General features: G+C 44.0%; 19 protein-coding genes. 15 read left to right on the top strand and 4 right to left on the bottom strand.

The window, feature by feature from the left end; translation table 11 throughout:
- Nucleotides 1-14: 14 nt before the first annotated feature.
- The 8 genes from GJU82_RS09210 to murI all read left to right on the top strand — a co-directional run bounded on the left by GJU82_RS09210 (nucleotide 15) and on the right by murI (nucleotide 8,054).
- Entirely contained in the window at nucleotides 15-683 is a 669-nt protein-coding gene (locus tag GJU82_RS09210) for a CBS domain-containing protein (protein WP_194831015.1), read from the top strand.
- 15 nt (nucleotides 684-698) lie between these two features.
- Nucleotides 699-1,577 (top strand): NAD kinase, encoded by an 879-nt coding sequence (locus tag GJU82_RS09205; protein ID WP_153631884.1) that lies wholly within the window; start codon nucleotides 699-701, stop codon nucleotides 1,575-1,577.
- A 178-nt stretch (nucleotides 1,578-1,755) separates the two neighbouring features.
- Entirely contained in the window at nucleotides 1,756-2,649 is an 894-nt protein-coding gene (locus GJU82_RS09200; RefSeq protein WP_153631883.1) for a DUF6089 family protein, read from the top strand.
- Nucleotides 2,650-2,660: 11 nt separating this feature from the next.
- Complete coding sequence (locus tag GJU82_RS09195) at nucleotides 2,661-3,401, top strand: isoprenyl transferase (RefSeq protein WP_153631882.1); 741 nt, start codon at nucleotides 2,661-2,663, stop codon at nucleotides 3,399-3,401.
- A gap of 1 nt (nucleotide 3,402) precedes the next feature.
- A complete protein-coding gene (bamA, locus tag GJU82_RS09190; RefSeq protein ID WP_153631881.1) occupies nucleotides 3,403-5,973 on the top strand; it encodes an outer membrane protein assembly factor BamA in 2,571 nt (856 codons plus the stop codon).
- A 60-nt stretch (nucleotides 5,974-6,033) separates the two neighbouring features.
- On the top strand, nucleotides 6,034-6,549 hold the full coding sequence (locus tag GJU82_RS09185; RefSeq protein ID WP_153631880.1) for an OmpH family outer membrane protein: 516 nt from the start codon (nucleotides 6,034-6,036) through the stop codon (nucleotides 6,547-6,549).
- Nucleotides 6,550-6,590: 41 nt separating this feature from the next.
- Complete coding sequence (locus tag GJU82_RS09180) at nucleotides 6,591-7,097, top strand: OmpH family outer membrane protein (protein WP_153631879.1); 507 nt, start codon at nucleotides 6,591-6,593, stop codon at nucleotides 7,095-7,097.
- A 123-nt stretch (nucleotides 7,098-7,220) separates the two neighbouring features.
- Nucleotides 7,221-8,054 (top strand): glutamate racemase, encoded by an 834-nt coding sequence (gene murI / locus GJU82_RS09175; RefSeq protein WP_153631878.1) that lies wholly within the window; start codon nucleotides 7,221-7,223, stop codon nucleotides 8,052-8,054.
- A 74-nt stretch (nucleotides 8,055-8,128) separates the two neighbouring features.
- On the opposite strand, the gene GJU82_RS09170 is transcribed toward murI, so the two are convergent.
- Both GJU82_RS09170 and GJU82_RS09165 read right to left on the bottom strand, forming a co-directional pair.
- Nucleotides 8,129-9,226, bottom strand: coding sequence for a phosphotransferase enzyme family protein (locus GJU82_RS09170; RefSeq protein ID WP_153631877.1), 1,098 nt, complete (start codon nucleotides 9,224-9,226; stop codon nucleotides 8,129-8,131).
- A 15-nt stretch (nucleotides 9,227-9,241) separates the two neighbouring features.
- Nucleotides 9,242-10,144 carry a sugar phosphate nucleotidyltransferase gene (locus GJU82_RS09165; RefSeq protein WP_228488639.1) on the bottom strand — a complete coding sequence of 301 codons (903 nt, stop codon included), beginning with the start codon at nucleotides 10,142-10,144 and terminating at the stop codon, nucleotides 9,242-9,244.
- Nucleotides 10,145-10,441: 297 nt separating this feature from the next.
- Here GJU82_RS09165 and gluP point away from each other — a divergent pair, with 297 nt between their 5' ends.
- Nucleotides 10,442-11,656 carry a glucose/galactose MFS transporter gene (gene gluP, locus GJU82_RS09160; RefSeq protein WP_153631876.1) on the top strand — a complete coding sequence of 405 codons (1,215 nt, stop codon included), beginning with the start codon at nucleotides 10,442-10,444 and terminating at the stop codon, nucleotides 11,654-11,656.
- Nucleotides 11,657-11,817: 161 nt separating this feature from the next.
- On the opposite strand, the gene GJU82_RS09155 is transcribed toward gluP, so the two are convergent.
- Nucleotides 11,818-12,342, bottom strand: a complete 525-nt coding sequence (locus tag GJU82_RS09155) for a gamma carbonic anhydrase family protein (RefSeq protein ID WP_153631875.1) — start codon at nucleotides 12,340-12,342, stop codon at nucleotides 11,818-11,820.
- Nucleotides 12,343-12,557: 215 nt separating this feature from the next.
- On the opposite strand from GJU82_RS09155, the gene GJU82_RS09150 reads away from it, so the two are divergent.
- The 4 genes from GJU82_RS09150 to GJU82_RS09135 all read left to right on the top strand — a co-directional run bounded on the left by GJU82_RS09150 (nucleotide 12,558) and on the right by GJU82_RS09135 (nucleotide 20,172).
- Entirely contained in the window at nucleotides 12,558-14,399 is a 1,842-nt protein-coding gene (locus GJU82_RS09150; RefSeq protein ID WP_153631874.1) for a 2-oxoacid:acceptor oxidoreductase subunit alpha, read from the top strand.
- A gap of 2 nt (nucleotides 14,400-14,401) precedes the next feature.
- Nucleotides 14,402-15,418: a 2-oxoacid:ferredoxin oxidoreductase subunit beta gene (locus GJU82_RS09145; protein WP_153631873.1), complete on the top strand. Its 1,017-nt coding sequence runs from the start codon at nucleotides 14,402-14,404 to the stop codon at nucleotides 15,416-15,418.
- A 191-nt stretch (nucleotides 15,419-15,609) separates the two neighbouring features.
- Nucleotides 15,610-18,630, top strand: coding sequence for a PEP/pyruvate-binding domain-containing protein (locus GJU82_RS09140; protein WP_153631872.1), 3,021 nt, complete (start codon nucleotides 15,610-15,612; stop codon nucleotides 18,628-18,630).
- 531 nt (nucleotides 18,631-19,161) lie between these two features.
- Entirely contained in the window at nucleotides 19,162-20,172 is a 1,011-nt protein-coding gene (locus GJU82_RS09135; protein WP_153631871.1) for a carboxylesterase, read from the top strand.
- Nucleotides 20,173-20,179: 7 nt separating this feature from the next.
- Here GJU82_RS09135 and GJU82_RS09130 read toward each other — a convergent pair whose 3' ends face one another.
- On the bottom strand, nucleotides 20,180-20,524 hold the full coding sequence (locus GJU82_RS09130; protein WP_153631870.1) for an Hpt domain-containing protein: 345 nt from the start codon (nucleotides 20,522-20,524) through the stop codon (nucleotides 20,180-20,182).
- 370 nt (nucleotides 20,525-20,894) lie between these two features.
- Between GJU82_RS09130 and gcvT the strand changes: the two genes are divergently transcribed.
- Nucleotides 20,895-21,977 (top strand): glycine cleavage system aminomethyltransferase GcvT, encoded by a 1,083-nt coding sequence (gene gcvT / locus GJU82_RS09125; protein WP_153631869.1) that lies wholly within the window; start codon nucleotides 20,895-20,897, stop codon nucleotides 21,975-21,977.
- Between the two features lie 241 nt (nucleotides 21,978-22,218).
- Nucleotides 22,219-23,289 (top strand): 3-phosphoserine/phosphohydroxythreonine transaminase, encoded by a 1,071-nt coding sequence (gene serC, locus GJU82_RS09120; RefSeq protein WP_153631868.1) that lies wholly within the window; start codon nucleotides 22,219-22,221, stop codon nucleotides 23,287-23,289.
- Nucleotides 23,290-23,387: the final 98 nt, after the last annotated feature.

Here is a 23,387-nt window from a genome sequence, read left to right as displayed (position 1 = left end):
AAATATATCATATTGTGACTGCCAGCGAACTCATATCCGATAGTATTCCAACAGTAAGTCTTGAAGAAACAGGACTTAAAGCTCTGAATTTAATGGAGGTGTTTCATGTGAATCATCTTCCGGTAGTGAATGGTGCGGAATATTTTGGCATTATATCCGATCAGGATATTTACAATGCCGACAATTTTGAGGAACAGATTGAGCAATATGGTATAAATTTTCCACAGCCACACGTGCACCGAAATCAGCATATTTTTGAAGTGGTTGGTATTGCTTCGCAATGCGGTGTAACAGTAGTTCCGGTACTCGATATGGATCACTCGTATCTGGGAGCTATTTCACAAAGGGAAGTGAACCGGAAGCTATCGGATTTGGTGGCTGTAAACGAGCCGGGAGGAATTATCGTCCTTGAACTGTGTAAAACTGATTACTCGCTTTCACAAATTGCCCAGATTGTGGAAAGTAATGACGCCAAGATACTTAGTTTCTATGTAAGCCGTCCATCCGAATCGAGCAAGGAGTTGGATGTGACCATCAAATTGAACAAAATGGATTTGTCGGGTGTCATACAAACATTCACCCGTTACGATTACAATATTAAGGCCACATACATGGATGATTCACGCATAAATAATCTGTATGATGATCGCTTCGATCAGTTTATGCGTTATCTGAATACTTGAAAATGCCTGCAATTCATGAGAATAGCCATATTCGGTAGAACAATTAACCCGGTTTTTTACGATAGTCTGAAACGTTTGTTTGACATTCTGCATCTACACCATGTAGATGTGGTAATCTATCAGCCTTTCGCCGATTATCTCTGTAAAGAGGTTAAGTGCAATCCGGCTGTGCCGGGAAATTTCTCTAAGCCGGAAGAACTGAAGGACGTAGATTTCTTTTTCAGTATCGGTGGAGATGGAACTTTTCTGGAGGGGGTTTCGTTCGTTCGTGATTCCGGAATTCCGATGGTCGGGATTAACAGTGGAAGGCTGGGATTTTTGGCCGACATTGCCCAGGCGGAACTGGAGGATGCCCTTGACGACCTGTTCGCGGGACGCTATCGCCTGCAAACGCGTTCTTTGATAAAGCTGGAAGACGATAATGGTACTTTAGCTGATTTCCCGTATGCGCTGAATGAATTTACAGTGCATAAGAGAGATACTTCGCAAATGATAACAGTTCATACGCAGGTGGGCGACGAGTTTTTAAATTCCTATTGGGCCGACGGATTAATCGTATCGACACCAACCGGTTCAACTGCTTACTCGCTAAGTGTGGGAGGGCCGGTGATACCGCCGGTCGCTTCGAATTTTATCATTAGTCCGATTGCGCCGCATAACCTGAATATCCGGCCGGTAGTCATTCCCGATTACCAACAAATTACATTGACCGTTGAGGGGCGGGGTGGCCGTTTTATGACCACACTTGATTCCCGTTCAGTAGTATGTGAATCGGGGAAGGAAATTCGATTACGTAAAGCCGATTTTGGTATTAGAATTCTCAAACTTTTCAATCACAGTTTTTACGGAACATTACGAACCAAATTAATGTGGGGGGTCGATCGTCGAAACTGAATTTCTTTATCCGGTTTATGACGCAATTTTTCACGCTTTTATCGGTTTATTATGGTAAGAGCGGAAGGAAAATTCTGCGAATCTATTACATTTGTAAACCTTGGGTCGGACAGATGAATTTTGGACTGATATATTCTATCAAACCATTTCAAAATTGTGACTCGATAATTTGAACTGGATGAAGAAACTGCTAATTATTATGGCAATTTTCCTGACCGGGATGAAGGTTCAGGCTCAAAAAACTGCGGATTTGGGGTTGATGGCGGGATTGGCATTTTATTGGGGAGATGTTCAGCAGGTTGATTACATGAAGTCGCTTTCTCCGGCTTTTGGTGTGTTTGCGCGCTGGAATATGAATAAACGAATGGCGGTAAAAGCACAACTGATGGTCGCCTCTTTGGGGGTAGAAGGGGTATACAACGATGTGTATCTGTCGCAGCCCGAAATGCGAACAATGTCTGCTAATTCACAGATTTACTATTATCCGCGTGATTTGTCGCAGTATTATTCATTTAATCGCTCCATCCAGATGCTTGAAGGGATTTTTGAGTTCAATTTTAAAGATTATGAACTGGGAAGTAAAAAAGCTTCCTTTACACCCTATATTTCTGCCGGGATAGGCGTAATGTATTCACGGGCAAGTGGTAGTGGAACTTTGATGTTGAACCAAGGGGCGCCGTTCACCCAAGGAGGGAATCGTTATTACAGTGCATATGTTGACGGGAATTATCATACTACCAATGGGTTAGATGCTTTTTCTCCGGTTATTCCGGTTGGTATGGGTGTAAAGTGGAATATTTCCGATATTTTTGCCATCAACGTAGAAGCAATGATCCGGAAAACCTTTACGGACAATATCGATAATCTGGATGATCCGGTTCGGTTCCATTACTTCGACACATCCATGGTACCGGATCCAACGGATCCTACAGGAGTCAGGCAAACATATGCCGGCTATGCAGATAAGTTTTCGTCCAGTACCTGGCACAACAACGACTGGTTGTCAACGTTTACCGTTTCCTTCATCATTTTGCTGTGGGATGGTAAAAAGAATTGTGCAGTATACGACTAGTGATTAAGTAAATGGGAATTAATAAATTGAATAAGGAGTACATGCCGAATCACGTAGCCATAATAATGGATGGTAACGGAAGATGGGCGCGACAGCATGGGAATGAGCGGATCTTTGGTCATGAGCAAGGCGTGGAAGCAGTGCGTTCAACGGTTGAAGGCGCTGGTGAAGCGGGTTTGAAATATCTGACGCTTTATGCATTCTCAACCGAAAACTGGAGCCGTCCCAAAGAGGAGGTGGAGGCGCTGATGTCGCTCCTGGTTCATGCCATTACTATAGAAGCGGAGAATTTAAATGAGAATAATGTAAAACTGATGACCATTGGAGATACGGATAGCCTGCCTGAAAACGCCCGTATCAAGTTGCAGGAAGCAATGGTTCTGACATCAGAAAACACCGGATTGAATCTAGTATTGGCCCTAAGTTATTCAGGCCGATGGGAAATTCTGAATGCCGTGCGTGGTTTGGTGGAGGATTCCTGTAGCGGAAAAATTAAGACCACTCAGATTGATGAAAGCCTTTTCGATAATTATCTCACAACCAAAGGGATACCTGATCCGGAATTGTTGATTCGAACCAGTGGAGAATACCGGGTAAGTAATTTCCTTCTGTGGCAGATTGCTTATACCGAATTTTATTTCACCACAAAATTATGGCCCGATTTTAGAAAGGATGACTTATTTGAAGCCATTGCCGATTTCCAGCAGCGAGAGAGAAGGTTTGGTAAAACTAGTGAACAAATCAGAATCTGACATGTATAAAAAACTGATACTCTTTTTTCTTTTAATTTTTAGCAGTAGTGCAGGTGTTTTTGCCCAGGTGGTCGCCGACAGTACCAACTTTTCCATTTATTACGACAGCCAGAAAATGTATACCATTGGCGGCATCGAAATTAGTGGAATTCGTTTTCTGGATAAAGAAGTACTTAAAAAGCTCTCGGGCCTTCAGGTAGGAGACGAAGTCTCAGTGCCCGGGGATAAGATTACTGGAGCGATTAAAAAATATTGGCGTCAGGGATTATTTTCCGACGTGAAAATTACCGCAACCAAAATTGTGGGTAACAAAGTTTGGCTCGATATCTATCTTCAGGAGCGTCCCCGATTGTCTCAGGTTAACTATAATGGTGTAACCAAGGGTGAAAAGGATGAAATCCAGAAGAAAGTATTGCTTATTATTGGTGGTCAGGTTACTGATAACCTGATTAACAATGCACAACGTCAGATTCTCAATTACTATCATGGTAAAGGCTTCTTCAATACTGAAGTGAACGTGGTCCAACGGGATGATCCTTCCAAGGAAAACCATGTAATTCTCGACGTTAATGTCAACAAGAAGGAGAAAGTGAAGATTCAGAAGATTTCCTTCTATGGAAATAAGGTGTTGACTGAGGGAAAGTTGGAACATACCATGAAAAAGACCAAGGATAAAGGCCTGAAACACTTCTTCCGTTCCAAGAAATTTCTGGAAGACAAGTATGAGGAAGATAAGCAAAACATCATTAAGAAATATAACGAGGAGGGTTATCGTGACGCCATGATTACTGCTGACTCGGTATACAAGAACCCTGATAATACGGTAAGCATAAAAATATGGATTAGCGAAGGTGATCGTTACTATTTCAGAAATATTAGCTGGGTGGGTAATACGGTTTATACTTCGGAATACCTGAGTCATATTCTTGGAATTAAGAAGGGCGATATCTTCGATCAAAAATTACTTAACAAGCGACTTCGGGAAGATGACGATGCGGTAAGTAATTTATACCTGAACAATGGTTATCTGTTCCTCAATATTAATCCGGTGGAAACCAAAGTGGAAAATGACTCCATCGACTATGAGATGCGTATTTATGAAGGACAACAGGCCACCATCAACCGGATCATTATCTCCGGGAACACCAAAACACACGAGCATGTGGCCCGTCGTGAATTACGTACCCGTCCGGGGCAGTTGTTCAGTAAAGAAAACATTATCCGTTCGGTGAGGGAATTGGCCCAATTGGGCCATTTCAACCCGGAGACCATTAATCCGCAGGTGATTCCACATCCTGAAGATGGTACGGTAGATATCAACTATCACCTGGAAGAGCGGGCCAACGATCAGATTGAGCTTTCCGGTGGTTGGGGGGCCGGTATGTTTGTCGGAACGGTAGGTTTGAAATTTACCAATTTCTCCGTACGGAATATTTTCAACGGAAAAGCATGGCGCCCGCTGCCAACCGGTGACGGTCAGACGTTGAGCCTGCGTGCACAGACCAACGGTTCCTATTATCAGTCATACAGTTTCTCCTTTACGGAACCCTGGCTGGGAGGTAAGAAACCAAACTCGTTCTCCCTGTCGGTTTACTACTCGAAGCAGACCAGCGGAAACTCCGATTATTATTACGGAGGTTACAATCCATACAGTTACGGAAGCTACGGTTCCAGTAGTTACTATGGTAGTAGTTATGGCGGATACTCAAACACGTACGATTACCAGATTACCCAGCAGATGTCGGTATTCGGGGCATCCATCGGTTTGGGACGCCGCCTGAGCTGGCCTGATGACTACTTCACTCTTTACAACGAAGTTTCGTATCAGCTATATAATCTGCAGAACTGGAGTTACTACCTGTTCCGCGACGGGGTCTCGCATAACCTTAGTTTTAAGACAGTCCTGGGACGAAACTCCACGGATAACCCGTTGTATACACGTCACGGATCGAACTTCTCATTGTCACTTCAGTTAACTCCGCCATATTCGGTTTTTGACGGGGTGAACTACGCTGACCCGAATTTACCCGATTCTCAGCGATACAAATGGATTGAATATCACAAGTGGAAATTTAATGGTGATGTTTACACACCGGTTTCGCGTAATGAGAAACTGATCTTGCGGACGAAGTTCGAAGCAGGATTTCTGGGGTACTACAATAAAAATCGCCGTTCGCCATTCGAGCAGTTCAGTGTTGGTGGTGATGGGATGTCGGGATATAGTATGTATGGTAGTGATGTCATCGGGTTGAGAGGTTATGAGAATAACTCGTTAACTCCACCTAATGGAGGTAACCTTTACGAGAAATTTACGGTGGAACTTCACTACCCGATTACACTGAGTCAATCAGCAACAATTTATGGTGTAGCATTCGCCGAAGGTGGTAACGCCTGGCATGACTTCTCCGACTATAACCCATATGATATTCGCCGTTCGGCTGGCCTTGGAGTCCGTATCTTCTTGCCGATGTTTGGTTTGATGGGATTTGACTGGGGTTACGGATTTGATGATGCTTATAAGGCGAACGCAAACGGAAGTCAGTTCCACTTTATTATCGGTCAGCAGTTTTAAGCTGAAAAAGTTGGTCTGGTTTTTGTTTTTGATTGAGAAACTTCATTCAAAACACAAATTATGAAAAAAATCGTTCTCCTTTTTACCCTGATAGTAAGCATGGTGAGCTACAGTTATGCTCAAAAGTATGCTTATGTCGATACGGAATATATTTTGGATAATATTCCCGCTTATCATGCCGCGCAGGATCAGTTGGATAAGATTTCGAAACAGTACCAGAAGGAACTGGAAACATTACATGCCGAATTGGATCAGATGTACAAGGACTTTCAGGCCGAATCGGTATTGTTGTCTGACGATATGAAACGCCGTCGTGAGGATGTTATCGTTTCGAAAGAGAAAGAATATAAAAAACTGCAGCGGCAGTATTTCGGTCCTGAAGGGGATTTGTATAAAAAGCGTGAAGCGCTGGTCAAACCTATTCAGGATGACATTTACAATGCGATTCAGGAAATTGCCGAGCAAGGCAGTTATGCTGTAATCTTTGATCGTTCGTCGGGGATGAGTATGCTTTACACAAACCCCAAATACGATTTAAGTGATCAGGTGCTGCAGAAACTTGGATATAAGAATTAATATCTATATCTATGCGAAATAATTTGATAAATCAGTCAAGTATGAGAAACATTTTAAAGGTAATAGTACTTTTCGTAGCCCTTTTCGCCGGTAGCCTTTCAGCACAGACATACAAATTCGGGCACATCGATTTTCAGCAATTGCTTCAGGTGATGCCTGAGCGTGATGTTGCTCAGAAAGCTATGCAGAAACATGCCACAGAGTTGGAGAATCAATTGACTACCATGCAGAACGAGTACCAAACGAAGGTACAGGCCTACATTGCCAAACGTGACAGTCTTTCAGAAGCTGTTCGTAGTGCAAGGGAGAATGATTTGCAGGATTTGCAGCAACGCATTCAAAACTTCCAGTCTGTAGCTCAACAGGATCTGCAGAAAAAACAAGAAGAGCAATTCCAGCCGATTGTGAAAAAAGCACGCGCAGCTGTTGACGCAGTGGCCAAAGAAGAAGGTTTAATTTACGTGTTTGATGTAAATAACCTCCTCTACCATTCAGCCCAGTCAGAAGATATTCTGCCGTTGGTGAAGAAAAAACTGGGAGTTCAATAGGTTAAAAATATTTGAGCTAAAAAAGGATGTTGTTTGACAGCATCCTTTTTTGTTTAAAACGAAGGTAAAAGCTGCGCTAGAACAGAATTTTTGTAGTTTCAGGAAAGAAATAACGGCGTGAAAATGTTGGATAATTACAGACCAATCGGCGTATTCGATTCCGGATATGGAGGATTGACAGTTCTCCGTTCGGTAATTGATGAATTGCCGCAGTACGACTATCTCTACTTAGGCGATAATGCGCGCACTCCCTACGGTACCCGTTCATTTGAAGTGGTGTATGAGTATACACTTCAGGCTGTGGAAAAACTGTTTGAAATGGGCTGCCATCTGGTAATACTGGCTTGTAATACGGCTTCCGCGAAAGCGTTACGCACCATACAGCAACGAGATTTACCCAACATCGATCCCACTCGCCGTGTATTGGGGGTAATTCGGCCCAGCGTGGAACGCATCCCTGAGGTAACTCGTTCCGGTCATGTAGGAATATTAGGGACAACCGGTACCGTAAAATCGGAATCGTACCCGATGGAAATTCGGAAAATCCCGGCTGACCATCCTGTACATACTTATCAGGAAGCTTGTCCCATGTGGGTGCCTATTGTTGAAAACAATGAAATAGGAACGCCTGGATCCGATTATTTCGTTGAAAAGAATGTAAAGCAATTGCTGGAAAAAGATCCCGAAATTGACACGGTCATTTTAGGTTGCACGCACTACCCGCTGCTATCGGAAACCATTCGGAAATTCCTCCCTAAACACATTCAATTACTGGAACAAGGACCAATCGTAGCCGACCGCCTGGCTGATTATTTGAAGCGACACCCGGAAATAGAGCAGAAATGCACAACGGGTGGTTCGCGTCGGTTTCTCACAACCGAATCAGTGGAGAACTTTGAAATCCGGGCGGGCGTTTTTTTTGGCGAATCATTGCAGGCTGAACATATTCATCTTTAGTTGTAAGAATAAAAAAACGAACGGGAAATCATCATTTCCCGTCCTTTAGATATCATGAATATTTCAGGAAATCTTTACCCTGCTTTCCTGATAAAATTCTCCATCTTTTCGCGGTTCTCCTCTAATACTTCGAGGTACCGGAACTGGGCTTTGGTCCTCACAAGGTTGTGTCCCGGATACGCAATTTTGTAATAAGTGTCGCCGTTCAGGTAATCGGTCATAAACCGGATGGCCTGTTCCCATGCCATGTAAAGGCACGAAAAGGCCAGATTATCTTTCTCTTTTTGCGTTAAAAACTTACCGGCCTCTGTTAGATAACCTTCTGCGAAAGCTTCGAAAATGTCCTTTGCAAAGCCAATTTTCGACAAATCCGGTTCATCTTCCACTGCGGTATTCCCGATGGTTCGGATGGCATCGCCAAAATCGAACAAAGCGCTTCCCGGCATCACCGTATCGAGATCGATAACGCACAACGGCCTGTTGTTTTCATCAAACAAAATGTTGTTGATTTTGGTATCGTTGTGTGTAATGCGCAGGGGGAGTTCTCCCGAATCAAGCCATTGCTGTATAAGCGTCATTTCGTCTCCGCGCGTTGAAAGTTGTTCCAGTAGTTCCCGGTTTTCAGCTACACGTCCGGCTGCATCCTTTTCAATGGCATTCCGGAAATCATTGAGTCGGGAGATGCCGTTGTGAAAATTGGGAATGGTTTCTACCAGTTTGTTGCCAGGTAAATCGGCCAGTTGTAGTTGAAAATGACCAAACGCCTGTGCGGCCATCATAGCCTGTTCCGGATTTTCGATATTTTCAACGCTATGGCTACCGGAAATGTAAAGAAATAACGTCCAGTAATTACCTTTTTGATCGTTAATAAACCATTTACCATCTCTGGCAGGAAAATACCTCATTACCCTTCTGTCGATATCACCTTCCTTTGTCTTCTTAAGACCTTCGCGAATGTGGTCTGTTACCATAACAATGTTGTCCATCATTCCGGCGACATTCGTAAAGATTTTGTGGTTTTTACGTTGTAGAATAAAATCGGAAGCTTCGTTTTCCTGGTTCCGCCCGAGAAAGGTATCGTTAATGTGCCCATTCCCGAATGGTTCCCAATGCTTCACGTGGCCTTTGGGGCTAAATGATTCAAAAATCTGGTTTAGTTGATGGTTAGTCATATGGCAGTTTTTAGTTTATTTCCATAGATTTTCGGGATAGACCTTGTCTGCAATTAATTTCTTCAATTTATCCTGAACATACGGTTTGTCCTCCCTGTAGGTGACGCCGAACCATGGCGAATCACAAGTTAGTACTTTTACTGAAACAGTTCCGTCGACAATTTTATCGTTAATGAGAAACGGTACGAAGAATTCTGATTTCAACTTGTTACCTTTTTTTTGCAGGAATTCACGGAAACCTTCTTTCAGATAGTGGAAAACAGAGGTTTTTACGCCCCAGAAATTCATCGATACCGGCTCTTTTCCGGTCAACGTAAAGCGTTTTTCATCTTCGTAATAAGCAATCTCGTTACCTTCTTTCTGAATCTTGGTGCGTTCGTTGATTTCAGTCAGACGACCGGCACTATCGGTTTGGCAAACGCCGCGCGATACCGAACCGAATTCCGACAAGGTATTATCGAGCTGGTAACCTACCATTCCGTACTCATTTTCATCGGTCGATGAAGTCAAAAACGAAGCGATTTCCTGGTAAGCTTGTGGTCCGTAAAAATCGTCGGCATTGATAACCGCCATGGGAGCTTCTACCTCCGGTTCCGCCATTAGCAATGCATGGCCGGTTCCCCAGGGTTTTACCCTTTCGGGATGAATGTCGTAACCGGAAGGAATTTTGTCAAGTGCCTGATAAACGTAAGCTACTTCTATTTTACCGTCGAGCTGCGGTGCAAAGCGGGCCTTGAATTCGTCGGCGAAATCCTCACGGATGACAAATACTACCTTGCCAAATCCGGCTCTGATAGCATCGTAGAGCGAATAGTCAATAATGGCTTCTCCGTTAGGGCCCACTTCGTCCAATTGTTTGAGCCCTCCGTACCGGCTTCCCATACCGGCAGCCAGAATAACTAAAGTCGGTTTCATCATTTTGTTGTGTGTTTTGTCGTATGAAACTACAAAAAGTTGGAATTATTCGGTATCTATTCGCGTATTCCAGCTTGCTAAAGTAGTTTCTTATTAAAAATTTTAGTCTTTTATGTAATGACTTGAATATAAATTCGATTTCAGCGGTGTACTTATTAAAAGTTTATCCCCCTTGTTTTTCCCCTTCAAAAGTAGGCATAACCCGCACTCAGACAAAGGGAAAATCGGAATAATCTATTAAAATAAAGTATTATATTCGTGAGCAACGTATTGTACTATATAAACTAAACTAATTTAAAAATGGCAGCAGAAACAGCTACTTACTCAAGGCGGAATAATTATGTGGTTCCAATTATCATTATTGGAGTCATGTTTTTTGTGATTGGATTTGCTCTTGGAATTAACGGTTACCTGATTCCTTACCTGAAGAAGGCACTTGATTTGTCTTCGGCCCAGTCGTACCTGGTACTGGCAGCCACGTTTTCGGCTTTTGTTGTATTTGGCTATCCATCAGGGATGATTATCAGCAAAATTGGTTACCGTCGGGGAATGATGGTTTCGTTTTTCTTTTTTGCTGTAGGGCTTGCGCTTTTTGTTCCATCGGCCCGTTATGAGAGTCTGGGACTGTTTCTGTTGGCATCTTTCATTAGCGGTATGGGAAACACTTTGCTTCAGGCATCGGTTAATCCGTATATTACGATTCTGGGACCGCAGGAAAGTGCAGCCATGCGCATCAGTATTATGGGAATCATCAATAAGGCGGCCTGGGCTGTGGCCCCGATATTTTTGAGTTTGTTCCTGAATCTCGATGCACCTTCACTTGGTAAAATGTACTTTCCATTTTACCTGATTGTCGGGATGTTCATTTTATTAGGCATCTTCTCTTATTTTGCTCCGCTGCCTGAGGTAAAAGCGGAAGGTGAGGATGAGGACGAAGAGACTCCCGTTTCAACGTATGCACGGACAAAGACCAGCATTCTTCAATTTCCACACCTGATTTTGGGCGTTATTGCGCTGTTCTTTTATGTCGGTGTCGAAACCATTGCCCTGGCAACTATAGTGGATTATGCCGACAGTATTGGACTGGGGAATCCTGCAACCTATACTACCTATACGGTAATTTTTATGGTTATTGGTTACCTGTTCGGAGTGTTTTTTATTCCGAAAGTAATTACTCAGAATACGGCATTAAAAATTAATTCCTGGCTCGGAATCATTAGTTCGTTATTGATTGTTTTGGTCGCCGGAAAATATTCGATTTGGTTTGTCGCTTTACTGGGCCTTGCGAACTCATTGATGTGGCCTGCCATCTGGCCATTGGCTATTGCCGATTTGGGCCGTTTTACCAAAACCGGAGCTTCGTTGTTGGTAATGGGTATCGTTGGCGGTGCAATTCTTCCATTGATTTTCGGTGGAGTGAAGGACTTTGTCGGAATACAGGCTGCTTACTGGGTTTGTTTCCCGGCATATCTCTTCATTCTCTTCTATGCTTATAAAGGGCATAAAATAAGATGATATCTTAATTTGAAAAACAAAAAGAAAGGGTTACCGACTGGCAACCCTTTCTTTTTGTTTTTCAATGATATCATTTCTCCGGGATGATGTAAATTCAATTACTTCAAAATTAACGTCCCGAATGGGTATTCTAAAACATATTATGTGATGCCGAATAATAATTAATCTTCACCTTCTTTGTACCAGCCCGCATACATATGGTAGTTGTTGGCAATCCGGTGAATTTCACCTTCCAGCAGTTCAGGACTGATCTCCTTGATCTTCCTGGCAGGTGAACCGGCATACACCGATCCGGAATACACCACAGTACCTTTTGTAACAACGGAACCGGCAGCGATGATGGAGTTGCTTTCAATAACAGCATCGTCAAGGATCACCGCGTTCATCCCGATAAGGACATTATCATGAATGGTACACCCGTGAACGATGGCACCATGTGCAATGGTGACGTTATTACCGATGTTGGTAGGAAATTTCTGGTAGGTGGCATGAATAACTGCATTATCCTGGACATTGACATTATTACCCAGTTTGATGTAATGCACGTCGCCGCGCAATACCGCACCGAACCAGATACTACAGTTGTCACCTGTTTCAACATCGCCAATGATGGCAGCATTTTCTGCAATAAAACAGTTGCTGCCCATGATTGGCGTTTTTCCGCGTAAAGGTTGTATAATGGCCATTATCTGAATTGATTTTAATTTACTACCAAAGTTAATATTATAGACGAAATAAGTCGAATGTCATAGTCACTGATAGTCTTTAATCATTAAATTTGTCACATATGTTTATAATCTTTTCCTTTTCAGTTAATTATTTTGAGGAATTGATATAAAATATGTCTTGAAAATTGTTTTTCGTAAGCAGATTAACCTGCCGAACATAAGTTTTCGTAATTATGTCAAAGGAAACAAAAATTATTGAACTTGAGGAGGTAGCCATCCGGTTTTCCGGTGATTCGGGAGATGGTATGCAGTTAACCGGAACATTGTTTTCGGATGCCTCTGCTCTGATTGGGAATGATCTTTCGACATTCCCCGACTATCCTTCAGAAATACGTGCCCCACAGGGAACAGTTGGTGGCGTATCGGGCTTCCAGGTACAATTTGGAACCCGTCGTATAACCACACCGGGCGATTACGCCCATGTATTGGTAGCCATGAATCCTGCGGCCGTAAAAGCAAATGCGCCGTTTATGCGCCCCGGAGGGACGATTATATACGACCAGGACAGTTTTACGGAGAAGAATTTTAAGAAGGCAAAATTTACCACGGACCAACCGTTTGAGGAGTTAAAACTGGATGATTATTTTAAGGTTCCGGTTCCTATAACAACCCTTACGAGGGAAGCATTGAAAGATTTCGGCCTTGACAACAAGAGTATTCTGCGAAGCAAGAATATGTTTGCATTAGGCTTGGTTAGCTGGATGTTTGACCGTCCGATGGATTACATGGAACGTTTCATTCAGAATAAATTCAAGAAGGCCCCTTCGGTGGTCGAAGCTAACCTCAAAGTGCTGAGAAGCGGCTGGAACTATGGGATGAACATGCAGCATATGACGCCGCGATACATGGTGCATCCTGCCCCGATTGAAGCGGGGACTTACCGGAACATCAATGGTAATCTGGCTACCGCATGGGGATTACTCGCAGCTGCGGAAAAAGCCAATTTGGAAATTTTTCTCGGGTCGTATCCCATTACCCCTGCAACAGAAGTATTGCAGGCACTTGCAGCCCGAAAAGATTTGGGGGTAAAAACGTTTCAGGCGGAGGACGAAATTGCCGGTATATCAACGTCTATCGGAGCTGCCTTTGCAGGTGATTTGGCGGTTACGTCGACCTCTGGCCCCGGTTTGGCCCTGAAATCTGAAGCATTAGGTTTGAGTGTGATGGCCGAATTGCCGCTGGTATTAGTAAATGTGCAGCGTGGCGGCCCTTCTACCGGTTTGCCAACCAAGACTGAACAATCTGACTTGTTGCAGGCACTTTATGGCCGTAATGGTGAAAGCCCTGTCGTAGTATTGGCTGCATCCACGCCTTCCGATTGCTTCAACTACGCTTTCCATGCGGCTAAAATTGCGTTGGAACGAATGGTGCCGGTTATACTGATGACCGACGGATTCCTTGGAAACGGTTCTGAACCCTGGAAGATTCCTAAAATGGCCGATCTGCCTGAAATTACACCGTGTATTGCCCAAAATGCTGAAACATATCAGCCATATGCGCGCGATGAGAAGACGTTGGCCCGTGGATGGGCATTCCCGGGAATGGATGGCTTCCAGCATCGGATTGGAGGTCTGGAGAAAGACCTGATGGGCAATGTTAGTCACGATCCGGAAAACCATCAAAAGATGGTAGAAATTCGTGCTGAAAAAGTCCGTCGTGTTGCTACCATGATTCCTGAACTCGAAGTGTGCGGAGAGCCGGAAGGCGATTTACTGGTCGTTGGCTGGGGAGGAACTTTCGGACACCTGGAAAGTGCAGTTCGCGAAATGCGCCCGCCCGATCACAAAATTGGGTTGGCACATTTTAACTACATCAATCCACTACCGGCCAATGTGCACGAAGTATTCAGCCGTTTTAAGAAGATTGTTGTATGCGAATTGAACATGGGACAGTTTGTCGCCTATCTTCGTGATAAAGAACCCGATTTCAAATACGAACAATTCAATAAGGTTAAAGGACTTCCGTTTACGGTTCATGAATTGTGCGAAAAATTTGAACAACTATTGGAGGAATAACAATGGCCGAAGAATTAGCATTAACAATAAAAGATTTCAAAAGCGAAAACGAAGTTCGCTGGTGCCCGGGATGTGGTGATCATGCCATATTAAATTCCATTCAGAAAGCAATGGTTAATCTCGGCATTCAACATAAAGATTATGCCGTAATTTCTGGAATCGGATGTTCTTCCAGGTTCCCGTATTACATGAGTACATACGGTTTTCACACAATTCACGGGCGGGCTGCGGCAGTAGCTTCCGGTGTGAAGTGTGCCAACCCGAATCTCTGTGTATGGGAAATCACTGGCGACGGTGATGCGCTGGCCATCGGTGGAAACCATTTCATTCATCTGATTCGCCGGAATATTGATATCAATGTAATCTTGTTCAACAACAAGATTTATGGTTTGACCAAGGGACAATATTCGCCAACATCCGATCGGGGGGTTGTCACCAAAACTTCGCCTTATGGTACGGTGGAAGATCCGTTTGTCCCGGGACAACTGGTATTGGGCGCCCGGGGTAAATTTTTTGCCCGTTCGGTGGATAACAACATCAAGATGAGCCAGGAAGTATTTGAAGCAGCAGCCAGGCACAAAGGTACTTCGGTTGTGGAAGTACTGCAAAACTGTATGATTTACAACAACGGAATTCATGCGGCTATCACCGATCCGAAAATGAAAAAAGATCATCAGCTGATGCTGAAACATGGTGAACCAATGATTTTCGGTGAGAACGATGATAGAGGTTTGGTCTTGGAGCGTGGTCGCCTCAAAGTGGTTAAGATTGGCGAAGACGGCATTACCCGTGATGACATTCTGGTTCATGATGTAACTGAGCCTAATGGATTCGTTCATCAATTGTTGATTAACATGGCACTTCCTGATTTTCCGGTCGCCATGGGTGTAATACGTGCGGTGGAAGCTACTTCGTACGATGAGGCTATGGTAGCCCAGATTGAAGAAGTGAAAGCGACCTCAAAAATCAAATCGGTTGACGACCTTTTGATGAGTGGAAACACATGGGTAGCTGGATAAAGGACTAACATCATGTAATTGAAAAGGAGGCTGGGGCCTCCTTTTTGTTTTTTAGGGGTGAAAATTTCACTATTTTCAACCTAATCAATTCCGGACGACTGCTATCCGTAACGAAACCTTCGAATGGTAACCGGTATTGACTATTGTCGAATCGATGTACCAATACAATTAGTAAATCTAACCTACGGCGAATGAGTAAGTTTGATAATATTTCACTCTCTTCCATTTATAAACGAAGAAAGACCGATCGCGATATTTTCCAGGAACTGATGCCAACCAAAGTAAAGGAAATCCTTTTGGTGGCTACGCTTTACGATTCCTATTCCATTGTTAGGGAGGGGCAGTTTTCCGACAAAATTTTTGGCGAATACCTTCAGTTGAATTTGTATGCCGCTCCGCGTTTTACAAGTGTCAGTAGTTCCGAAGAAGCATTGAAAGTGCTGAATACACGCCATTTCGATATGGTCATCATTATGGCGGGGGTGGACAAGGAAACTCCGCTGCGGACAGCAGAAGATATTCATTTCGTTAAAGCGCGTGTTCCGATTCTGCTCCTGGTCAACAATAACAGTGATTTGGCTTATTTCTATTCCGCCGCGCAGGGTGTGCCCGCCATCGACCGGGTTTTCGTCTGGAATGGGAACACCAATGTTTTCATGGCAATGATTAAATACATCGAGGACAAGAAGAATGTGGCACGCGATACACAATTGGGTAACGTTCGCATTATTCTGTTAGTAGAAGATTCTGTAAAATATTATTCAAGGTATCTGCCATTGCTCTACACCAGTGTGATGACGCAAACGCAGAGCCTGGTGTCGGACGAGTCGACGGACGAACTGCACATGATCCTGAAAATGCGTGCCCGTCCCAAACTGTTGTTGGTTAGTACATACGAAAATGCCGTAGAAATTATTAATAACTACCGTGAATATTTGCTTTGTGTGATTTCGGATGTGAAATTCGCGAAGAACGGTGTGGACGACGAAGATGCAGGAGTGGAACTGCTGAAATTTGTGAAACGGACCCTTCGTTTCCCGATTCCTATTTTGCTTCAGTCGCACGACGTAACCAATGCCGGGCGGGCAAAAGATATTGGCGCAGATTTCATTAACAAAAATTCAGATAGTCTGGCACTGGATATTAGTGAATTCATTAACTATAAGTTGGGATTCGGCGATTTCGTTTTCCGTAACGGGCAGGGTGAAAAAATTGCTGTAGCACGAAATCTGCACGAATTCGAGGAGTTGATCATTAAAGTTCCGGTTGAGTCGTTGGTGTATCATGCAAAGCAAAATGCTTTTTCCACCTGGTTAATGGCCCGCGGTGAAATCAATATGGCCGAGGAACTTTTACCGTACCGTGTCGAAGATTTCGATGATCCGGGCCGTATTCGGGATTTATGTTTAAATGTATTCAATAAAGTCAGGGAGCAGAAAAACCGGGGGCGCATCGTCAATTTCGATCCGCAAGTGGTGAAAGGCAACCGTTATATTGTTCGGCTGGGAAGAGGCTCGCTGGGTGGAAAGGGACGTGGTTTGGCTTTCATCAGTAACCTGATCGAGAACATCGATTTGAAAAAGTTGATTCCAGGTGTCAATATTCGTCTTCCCGCTACCGCGATAATTGGTGCGATTGAGTTCGATAAATTTCTGGAATTGAATAATCTGTATCATATAGCATACCATCATTACCAGGATTACAGTGTCGTTCGCGATAAGTTCCTGGACGCCGAATTGAGCATGACATTGAAAGAGCGATTATTCCAGTACATCAAACAGATGGATCGGCCATTGGCCATTCGTTCCAGTGGATTGTTCGAGGATTCGCTTCTGCGGCCATTTTCCGGAGTCTATTCCACATACCTGATTCCGAATAATCACCCGGACATGGATGTTCGTTTTGAACAATTAATGACAGCCGTGAAACTGGTTTATTCCTCCATCTTTACGCCCAATGCTATTTCCTATTTCGAAGCCATCAACTATAAAATCGAAGAAGAGAAAATGGCCGTAATCATTCAGGAAGTAGTTGGTCACGAGCGAAACAATAAGTTTTATCCAACCATGAGTGGAGTGGCGCAGTCGTTTAATTACTACCCATATTCCTACATGGAACCGGAGGATGGCTTTGCCGTAGCTGGTGTTGGCTTGGGAATGCTGGTCGTAGGAGGGGAGAAAGCCTTCCGCTTTTGCCCTAAATATCCAAACCTGAATAACAGTTCGGTTCATGATATGGTCCGGGATTCACAAGGCGAGTTTTACGCCATCGATATGACCCGTGAATCATTTGATCTGACCCGGGATGGTGAAGATGCTGCGATTAAGCAATATCGGATAATTGAAGCGGAAAAGGACGGTGTATTGACCCATTGTGCCTCCACGTATGATGTGGAGAATGATTATTTGGTTCCGGGAATCGATCAAAAGGGGCCGCGGGTGATCGATTTTGCCAATATTCTGAAATATGACCAATTTCCGCTGTCGGATACGTTGCAGTTATTACTGAACCTTTTCAAACAAGCGATGGGCTCGCCGGTCGAACTCGAGTATTCCCTGGAACTGGAGAATGGTGAATATGGCTTGCCTACTTTTTATTTGTTGCAGATTAAGCCACTTATCCGGCAGGAAGAGGAGATAAAAATCGACTTGGGGGCAATGGAACAGGAGAATATGCTGATGATCTCCCGTCGGGGGATGGGGCATGGACGAATTGAAGGAATTCGGGATGTCGTTTACGTGGACGCCGATACTTTTGACCGGACGGCAACAAGGGCTATTGCCAGGGATATAGTGGAAGTGAACAACCGGCTGGGAAGAGAGGGACGAAAGTTTGTGTTGATTGGCCCTGGTCGCTGGGGAACGCATGATCCGTTTACGGGTATCCCGGTTATCTGGGCGAACATCAACAATGCCCGGGTGATTATTGAAATGGGGTTGCCTGATTTTCCGCTGGATGCATCATTGGGCTCGCATTTCTTCCATAATGTAACCTCAATGAATGTTGGGTATTTCTCCATTCCTTATAAGACGAAAGAAAACTTTCTGAATCTCGATATACTGAAAAGGCAGGAAGTGATTTGGGAGAGCAAATTCGTGAAGCACGTACGGTTCAAAAATGAGTTGGAAATCCTGATGAATGGACGGGAGCGAACAGCCATTATCCGGTTTGAAGAATATAACTCCGGTGGGGCAGAGGTCAGCCCGGAATAGTAACGAGGCTGGTTATACTTTCATTTTACCCGTGATACCGGGATTTTTTAGGATCGGTACCGTAAATTACTCCCTCGGCGGGATTTAAAACCAGGCCGGTGCGGAGAAATACTCCGGTGAAGCAGTGACTGGACCTCGTTGGCGCGATAAATTACCCCGTCAACGCGGTTGTGGGCCCCGTCGGCGGGGTACCATAACCCCATTCACGCGGTAAAAGACCCCGTCAACGCGTAGAATGACCCCTTTGTCGGGGTAATTCATCGCGCCAACGCAGTAATTTACCGCGTCGACGGGGTTACCTGACGGGGTAAACGGGGTCATGTGACGGGGTAAATGGGGTTACCTGACGGGGTAACGGGGTTATTCAACCCCCTGGTTACGTTATTTGACGATGTTATGGGGCGATGGTACAATGCTTGTTTATAGTGGATAAGCCGCGTTGGAAGTGAGACGAAACAATTCAGGCAATTAAATTTTATCAGCCATATAGCATTTGATTAAAATAGCTGTTGAATTAAGAAACTTCAGAAGATGAAAAGAAGATACATCCCGTTTGTGGTTATCGCTGTTCTGGTGATTGTTTATTTGCTGGGGCCGGTAATGCCGAAACCCGAATTGAATAATTCGCTGCCAAAGATTCCGGTTTCACTGGATTCGGTTGCGTGGTATGTGAATAAAAAAGAGTCTTCGGTGAAAACGAAGCCGGACAATGAAGCACGCATTATCTGGGCAAATGATTCCGTTCATCGAAAAACGGATTATGCCTTGCTGTATCTGCCCGGCTTTTCGGCCAGTTACTACGAAGGTTATCCGGTTAATGCTGACTTTGCCAGGCGATATGGCTGCAATGCCTATTTTGCACGGTTAGCCGGACATGGACTGGTAACCGGTGAGCCTTTGCTGGATATGACGCCTGATAATTTGTACGAAACGGCGAAAGAGGCCCTGCTAATTGCCAGCCGGCTGGGGGAAAAGGTAATCATCATGAGTACCTCGACCGGTGGGACGTTGAGCTTGATGCTGGACGCCAGTTTCCCACAAATGATTGACGGTTTGATTCTCTATTCGCCAAATATCAAAATCCGTCAGACATCAGCCGGATTGATTCTGTCGAAACCCTGGGGACTGCAGGCAGCCAGATTAGTTTATGGAGGCAAATACCGGATTACCGGGGATGATCCGAACAGTAAAATCGGGCAATACTGGTACACGCGTTACCGGGCTGAAGCAACTGTTTACCTTCAGCAACTACTCGATGCCGGGATGAAAAAACCGGTATTTGAGAAAGTGAAATGTCCGGTTTTTTTGGGTTACTACTACAAAGATGAGGAGCATCAGGACCCCACGGTCGATGTAGGGGCCGAGTTGAAAATGTTTTCCGAAATCGGAACGCCGTCCAATGACAAGGTGAAAAAAGCATTTCCGGAAGCAGGTGTGCACACCATCGCATGTCAACTCACCTCGGGAGCTGTTCCGCAGGTTGAGAAAGCTACATGGCATTTTGCCGACGATGTATTACACATGACGCCGGTTCGTCCGTAGCTTTCCCTTAGAGTTTTTCCAGTTCCAGTTTTAATTCACCCACAGCTGCGTTGCATTGCTTGTCGAACTCTTTGACGTAATCGGCGTAAGTTTTTTCGCCTTTGCCGTCAAGCGTAAGAAGTTGGAGCGTTTTCAGGTCCTTTGCCAACTGTTCCATTCCGACAACCAGAACGGAAGATTTGGCTTTGTGGGCCTCTTTCCCCAGTTCGAGAAATTTCTTTTCAGCCAGGTAGTTATTCAGGTTTTCGGAAAACTCAGGGACCTGGCTGATGAACAATTCAATCATTTCACGTATAATTTCGGGTTCTCCACCCGTCACATTGCGCAGGTAATTCAGGTCAGTATATGCCATGTATTCTCTTTTAGGGGACTATTCTATCAATTATAAATTACAAAATCAAATATACAATGAAACGAACATGAACTTTTTTAATCAAAAGTTCGCCAAAGGCAATGATTAAAAAAAGTTCATGTGAGAGCGAAGCGGTTCCATACGTTCTCAAATTTAGAATTAAATTATGGATCATAATTATAAATTTTAAACGTATGAAAAGAACCTTATGTCAAGTTGATAATTTTCAGCTTTCCCGGCAGGAAAAATGCTTAGCTTTGTCTGCATCACATCAGGCATATCTTGTAAAAGAAAAATAGAAGTGCGATGCAATGTTCACATAATGAGTTATTTCAATCGTTTCTTCGGGCAAATTTAAAATAGCAGTGAAATGAAAAGAACCGCATTTTTCGACATTCATAACAGCAACGGGGCTAAAATAGTTGAGTTTGCTGGTTTTGAAATGCCAATCGAATATTCCGGAATTAAGGATGAACACATGGCCGTGCGCAATGGTGTCGGTGTTTTTGACGTGTCGCACATGGGAGAGTTTTGGGTAACCGGTCCGCAGGCTTTGGCCTTTATTCAAAAGGTAACTTCCAACGATGCTTCAAAATTAGCACCCGGGCAGGCACAGTATTCCTGCTTGCCTAACGGGAAGGGCGGCATCGTGGACGACTTATTGGTTTATTCCGTTGAGCCTGAAAAATACATGCTGGTAGTCAATGCAGCTAACATCGAAAAAGACTGGCAATGGTTGGTCAGCCAAAATTCCGTCGGTGCGAAAATGGAAAACGCTTCCGGTGAAATTAGCCAGCTGGCCATTCAGGGCCCCAAAGCAACCGGGGTTTTACAAAAACTGACTAAAGTTGATTTATCTGTTATCAAATACTACACCTTCACGGTAGGCGAATTTGCCGGAATTCCGAATGTGATTATTTCGGCTACAGGCTATACCGGGGCCGGAGGTTTCGAACTTTATTTCGAAAACAAACATGCTGACGCCATTTGGAATGCCATTTTCGAAGCCGGAAAAGAAGAAGGCATCAAGCCCATTGGTTTGGGTGCACGCGACACGCTTCGTCTGGAAATGGGATTCTGCTTGTACGGAAACGATATCGACGATACCACATCGCCGATTGAAGCCGGCCTGGGCTGGATTACGAAATTCACCGACGAGAAAGATTTCATTGATAAGGACTTACTGGCCAGCCAGAAAGAAGAAGGCGTAACCCGTCGTTTGCGTGGATTTGAAATGATTGACCGCGGTATTCCCAGGCATGGTTATGAAATAATGAACGAGGATGGTGAAGTAATTGGTGAAGTAACCTCCGGAAGCATGTCGCCGGTTCGGGGCATCGGAATTGGTCTGGGATACCTGAAAACCGGTTATACCAAATTGGGAACGGAAATTTTCATCCGCGTACGAAATAAGAAATTGAAAGCAAAAGTGGTCAAATTGCCGTTTATTTAAATTGAATGGTTTAAAATACTGTAAATTTTAAGATCATTTATCCTGATAATTGTCAGGAAATTCATATTTGTTATAATTTTACAGTCTTTAATAAAAGTGACCTGAAATATACTGCTTGTAAACTTTTTAATCAGTTGAAAAACTGAAAGATTATTCGATTTTAAGGCAGTGAAGGTTACATTAATTTGATTGACAGTTCTCAATTTTTAGTTGTCTAAATATAATTCAATATTCCCCTACTATGAAAACGCATAATTTTTACGCAGGACCTTCCATCCTGCCCGAATTCACAAAGGAACGGACCGCCGAAGCTATTATGAATTTTGCCGGAACCGGATTATCGGTAATGGAAGTTTCGCACCGGAGCAAAGAGTTTGTTGCGGTAATGGATGAAGCAAGGGACCTCGTGAAAGAACTTTTGGAGGTACCTGCAGACTACGAAGTTTTGTTTCTCCAGGGAGGGGCCAGCACACAGTTTTATATGGTTCCATTCAACCTGATGAAGACAAAAGCAGCTTACCTGAATACGGGTACCTGGGCTTCCAAAGCGATTAAAGAAGCAAAACTTTACGGAGAGGTTATTGAAGTAGCATCGTCAAAAGATAAGAATTTCAACTACATCCCACGTGGATACGAAGTTCCGGCGGATGTCGATTATTTCCATATCACCACCAACAATACCATTTTTGGTACGGAAATTCTGGAAGATCTGGATGTTCCGGCCCGTATCGTTGCCGATATGTCTTCCGATATTTTCAGCCGCCCGATTGACATCAAAAAATATGATGTTATCTACGCCGGTGCACAGAAGAACCTGGCTCCGTCGGGAGTTACCCTGGTCATTATCAAGAAAGATATTTTGGGTAAAGTTGATCGTCCGATTCCTACCATGATTGATTATCGTACGCACATCGACAAGGGATCGATGTTCAACACGCCCCCGACCGTGCCGGTATTTGCTGCATTGATGACACTTCGCTGGTTGAAAGACAATGGTGGCATCAAAGAAATGGAAAAGAAAAACATTGCAAAAGCTAAGTTGCTGTACGATGAATTGGATCGCAACAAGATGTTTGTTCCGAATATTCCGAACCCGGAAGATCGTTCGCGGATGAACGTAACATTTGTGATGTCCTCCGGATACGAGGAGTTTGAGAAGGAATTCCTTGAAATTGCAGCTGCACACAATATTGTTGGTATAAAAGGCCACCGTAGTGTTGGTGGATTCAGGGCTTCGATTTACAATGCCATGCCGATTGAAAGTGTGGAAGTATTGGTTGAGGCGATGAAGGAATTTGAAGCCAAACACTAATAAAATAACCGAAAAAGGCGAGAATCTTTCTCGCCTTTTTCGTGATCTGAATCATTGATTTCGATCATTGATTCCCTCAGACGGTAGCTGTACCTTTT

Origin of the sequence: Prolixibacter sp. SD074 (genome assembly GCF_009617895.1) — a bacterium.
Classification (GTDB): domain Bacteria; phylum Bacteroidota; class Bacteroidia; order Bacteroidales; family Prolixibacteraceae; genus Prolixibacter.
Note: the sequence above shows the minus strand (reverse complement) of the source record. Positions and strands in the feature narration are given on the sequence as shown.

Coding starts and splice junctions, on each gene's coding strand:
- GJU82_RS09205 (WP_153631884.1), top strand. CDS start 699: ATGAGAATAGCCATATTCGGTAGAACAATTAACCCGGTTTTTTACGAT.
- GJU82_RS09200 (WP_153631883.1), top strand. CDS start 1,756: ATGAAGAAACTGCTAATTATTATGGCAATTTTCCTGACCGGGATGAAG.
- GJU82_RS09195 (WP_153631882.1), top strand. CDS start 2,661: ATGGGAATTAATAAATTGAATAAGGAGTACATGCCGAATCACGTAGCC.
- bamA (WP_153631881.1), top strand. CDS start 3,403: ATGTATAAAAAACTGATACTCTTTTTTCTTTTAATTTTTAGCAGTAGT.
- GJU82_RS09185 (WP_153631880.1), top strand. CDS start 6,034: ATGAAAAAAATCGTTCTCCTTTTTACCCTGATAGTAAGCATGGTGAGC.
- GJU82_RS09180 (WP_153631879.1), top strand. CDS start 6,591: ATGAGAAACATTTTAAAGGTAATAGTACTTTTCGTAGCCCTTTTCGCC.
- murI (WP_153631878.1), top strand. CDS start 7,221: ATGTTGGATAATTACAGACCAATCGGCGTATTCGATTCCGGATATGGA.
- GJU82_RS09170 (WP_153631877.1), bottom strand. CDS start 9,226: ATGACTAACCATCAACTAAACCAGATTTTTGAATCATTTAGCCCCAAA.
- GJU82_RS09165 (WP_228488639.1), bottom strand. CDS start 10,144: ATGATGAAACCGACTTTAGTTATTCTGGCTGCCGGTATGGGAAGCCGG.
- gluP (WP_153631876.1), top strand. CDS start 10,442: ATGGCAGCAGAAACAGCTACTTACTCAAGGCGGAATAATTATGTGGTT.
- GJU82_RS09155 (WP_153631875.1), bottom strand. CDS start 12,342: ATGGCCATTATACAACCTTTACGCGGAAAAACGCCAATCATGGGCAGC.
- GJU82_RS09150 (WP_153631874.1), top strand. CDS start 12,558: ATGTCAAAGGAAACAAAAATTATTGAACTTGAGGAGGTAGCCATCCGG.
- GJU82_RS09145 (WP_153631873.1), top strand. CDS start 14,402: ATGGCCGAAGAATTAGCATTAACAATAAAAGATTTCAAAAGCGAAAAC.
- GJU82_RS09140 (WP_153631872.1), top strand. CDS start 15,610: ATGAGTAAGTTTGATAATATTTCACTCTCTTCCATTTATAAACGAAGA.
- GJU82_RS09135 (WP_153631871.1), top strand. CDS start 19,162: ATGAAAAGAAGATACATCCCGTTTGTGGTTATCGCTGTTCTGGTGATT.
- GJU82_RS09130 (WP_153631870.1), bottom strand. CDS start 20,524: ATGGCATATACTGACCTGAATTACCTGCGCAATGTGACGGGTGGAGAA.
- gcvT (WP_153631869.1), top strand. CDS start 20,895: ATGAAAAGAACCGCATTTTTCGACATTCATAACAGCAACGGGGCTAAA.
- serC (WP_153631868.1), top strand. CDS start 22,219: ATGAAAACGCATAATTTTTACGCAGGACCTTCCATCCTGCCCGAATTC.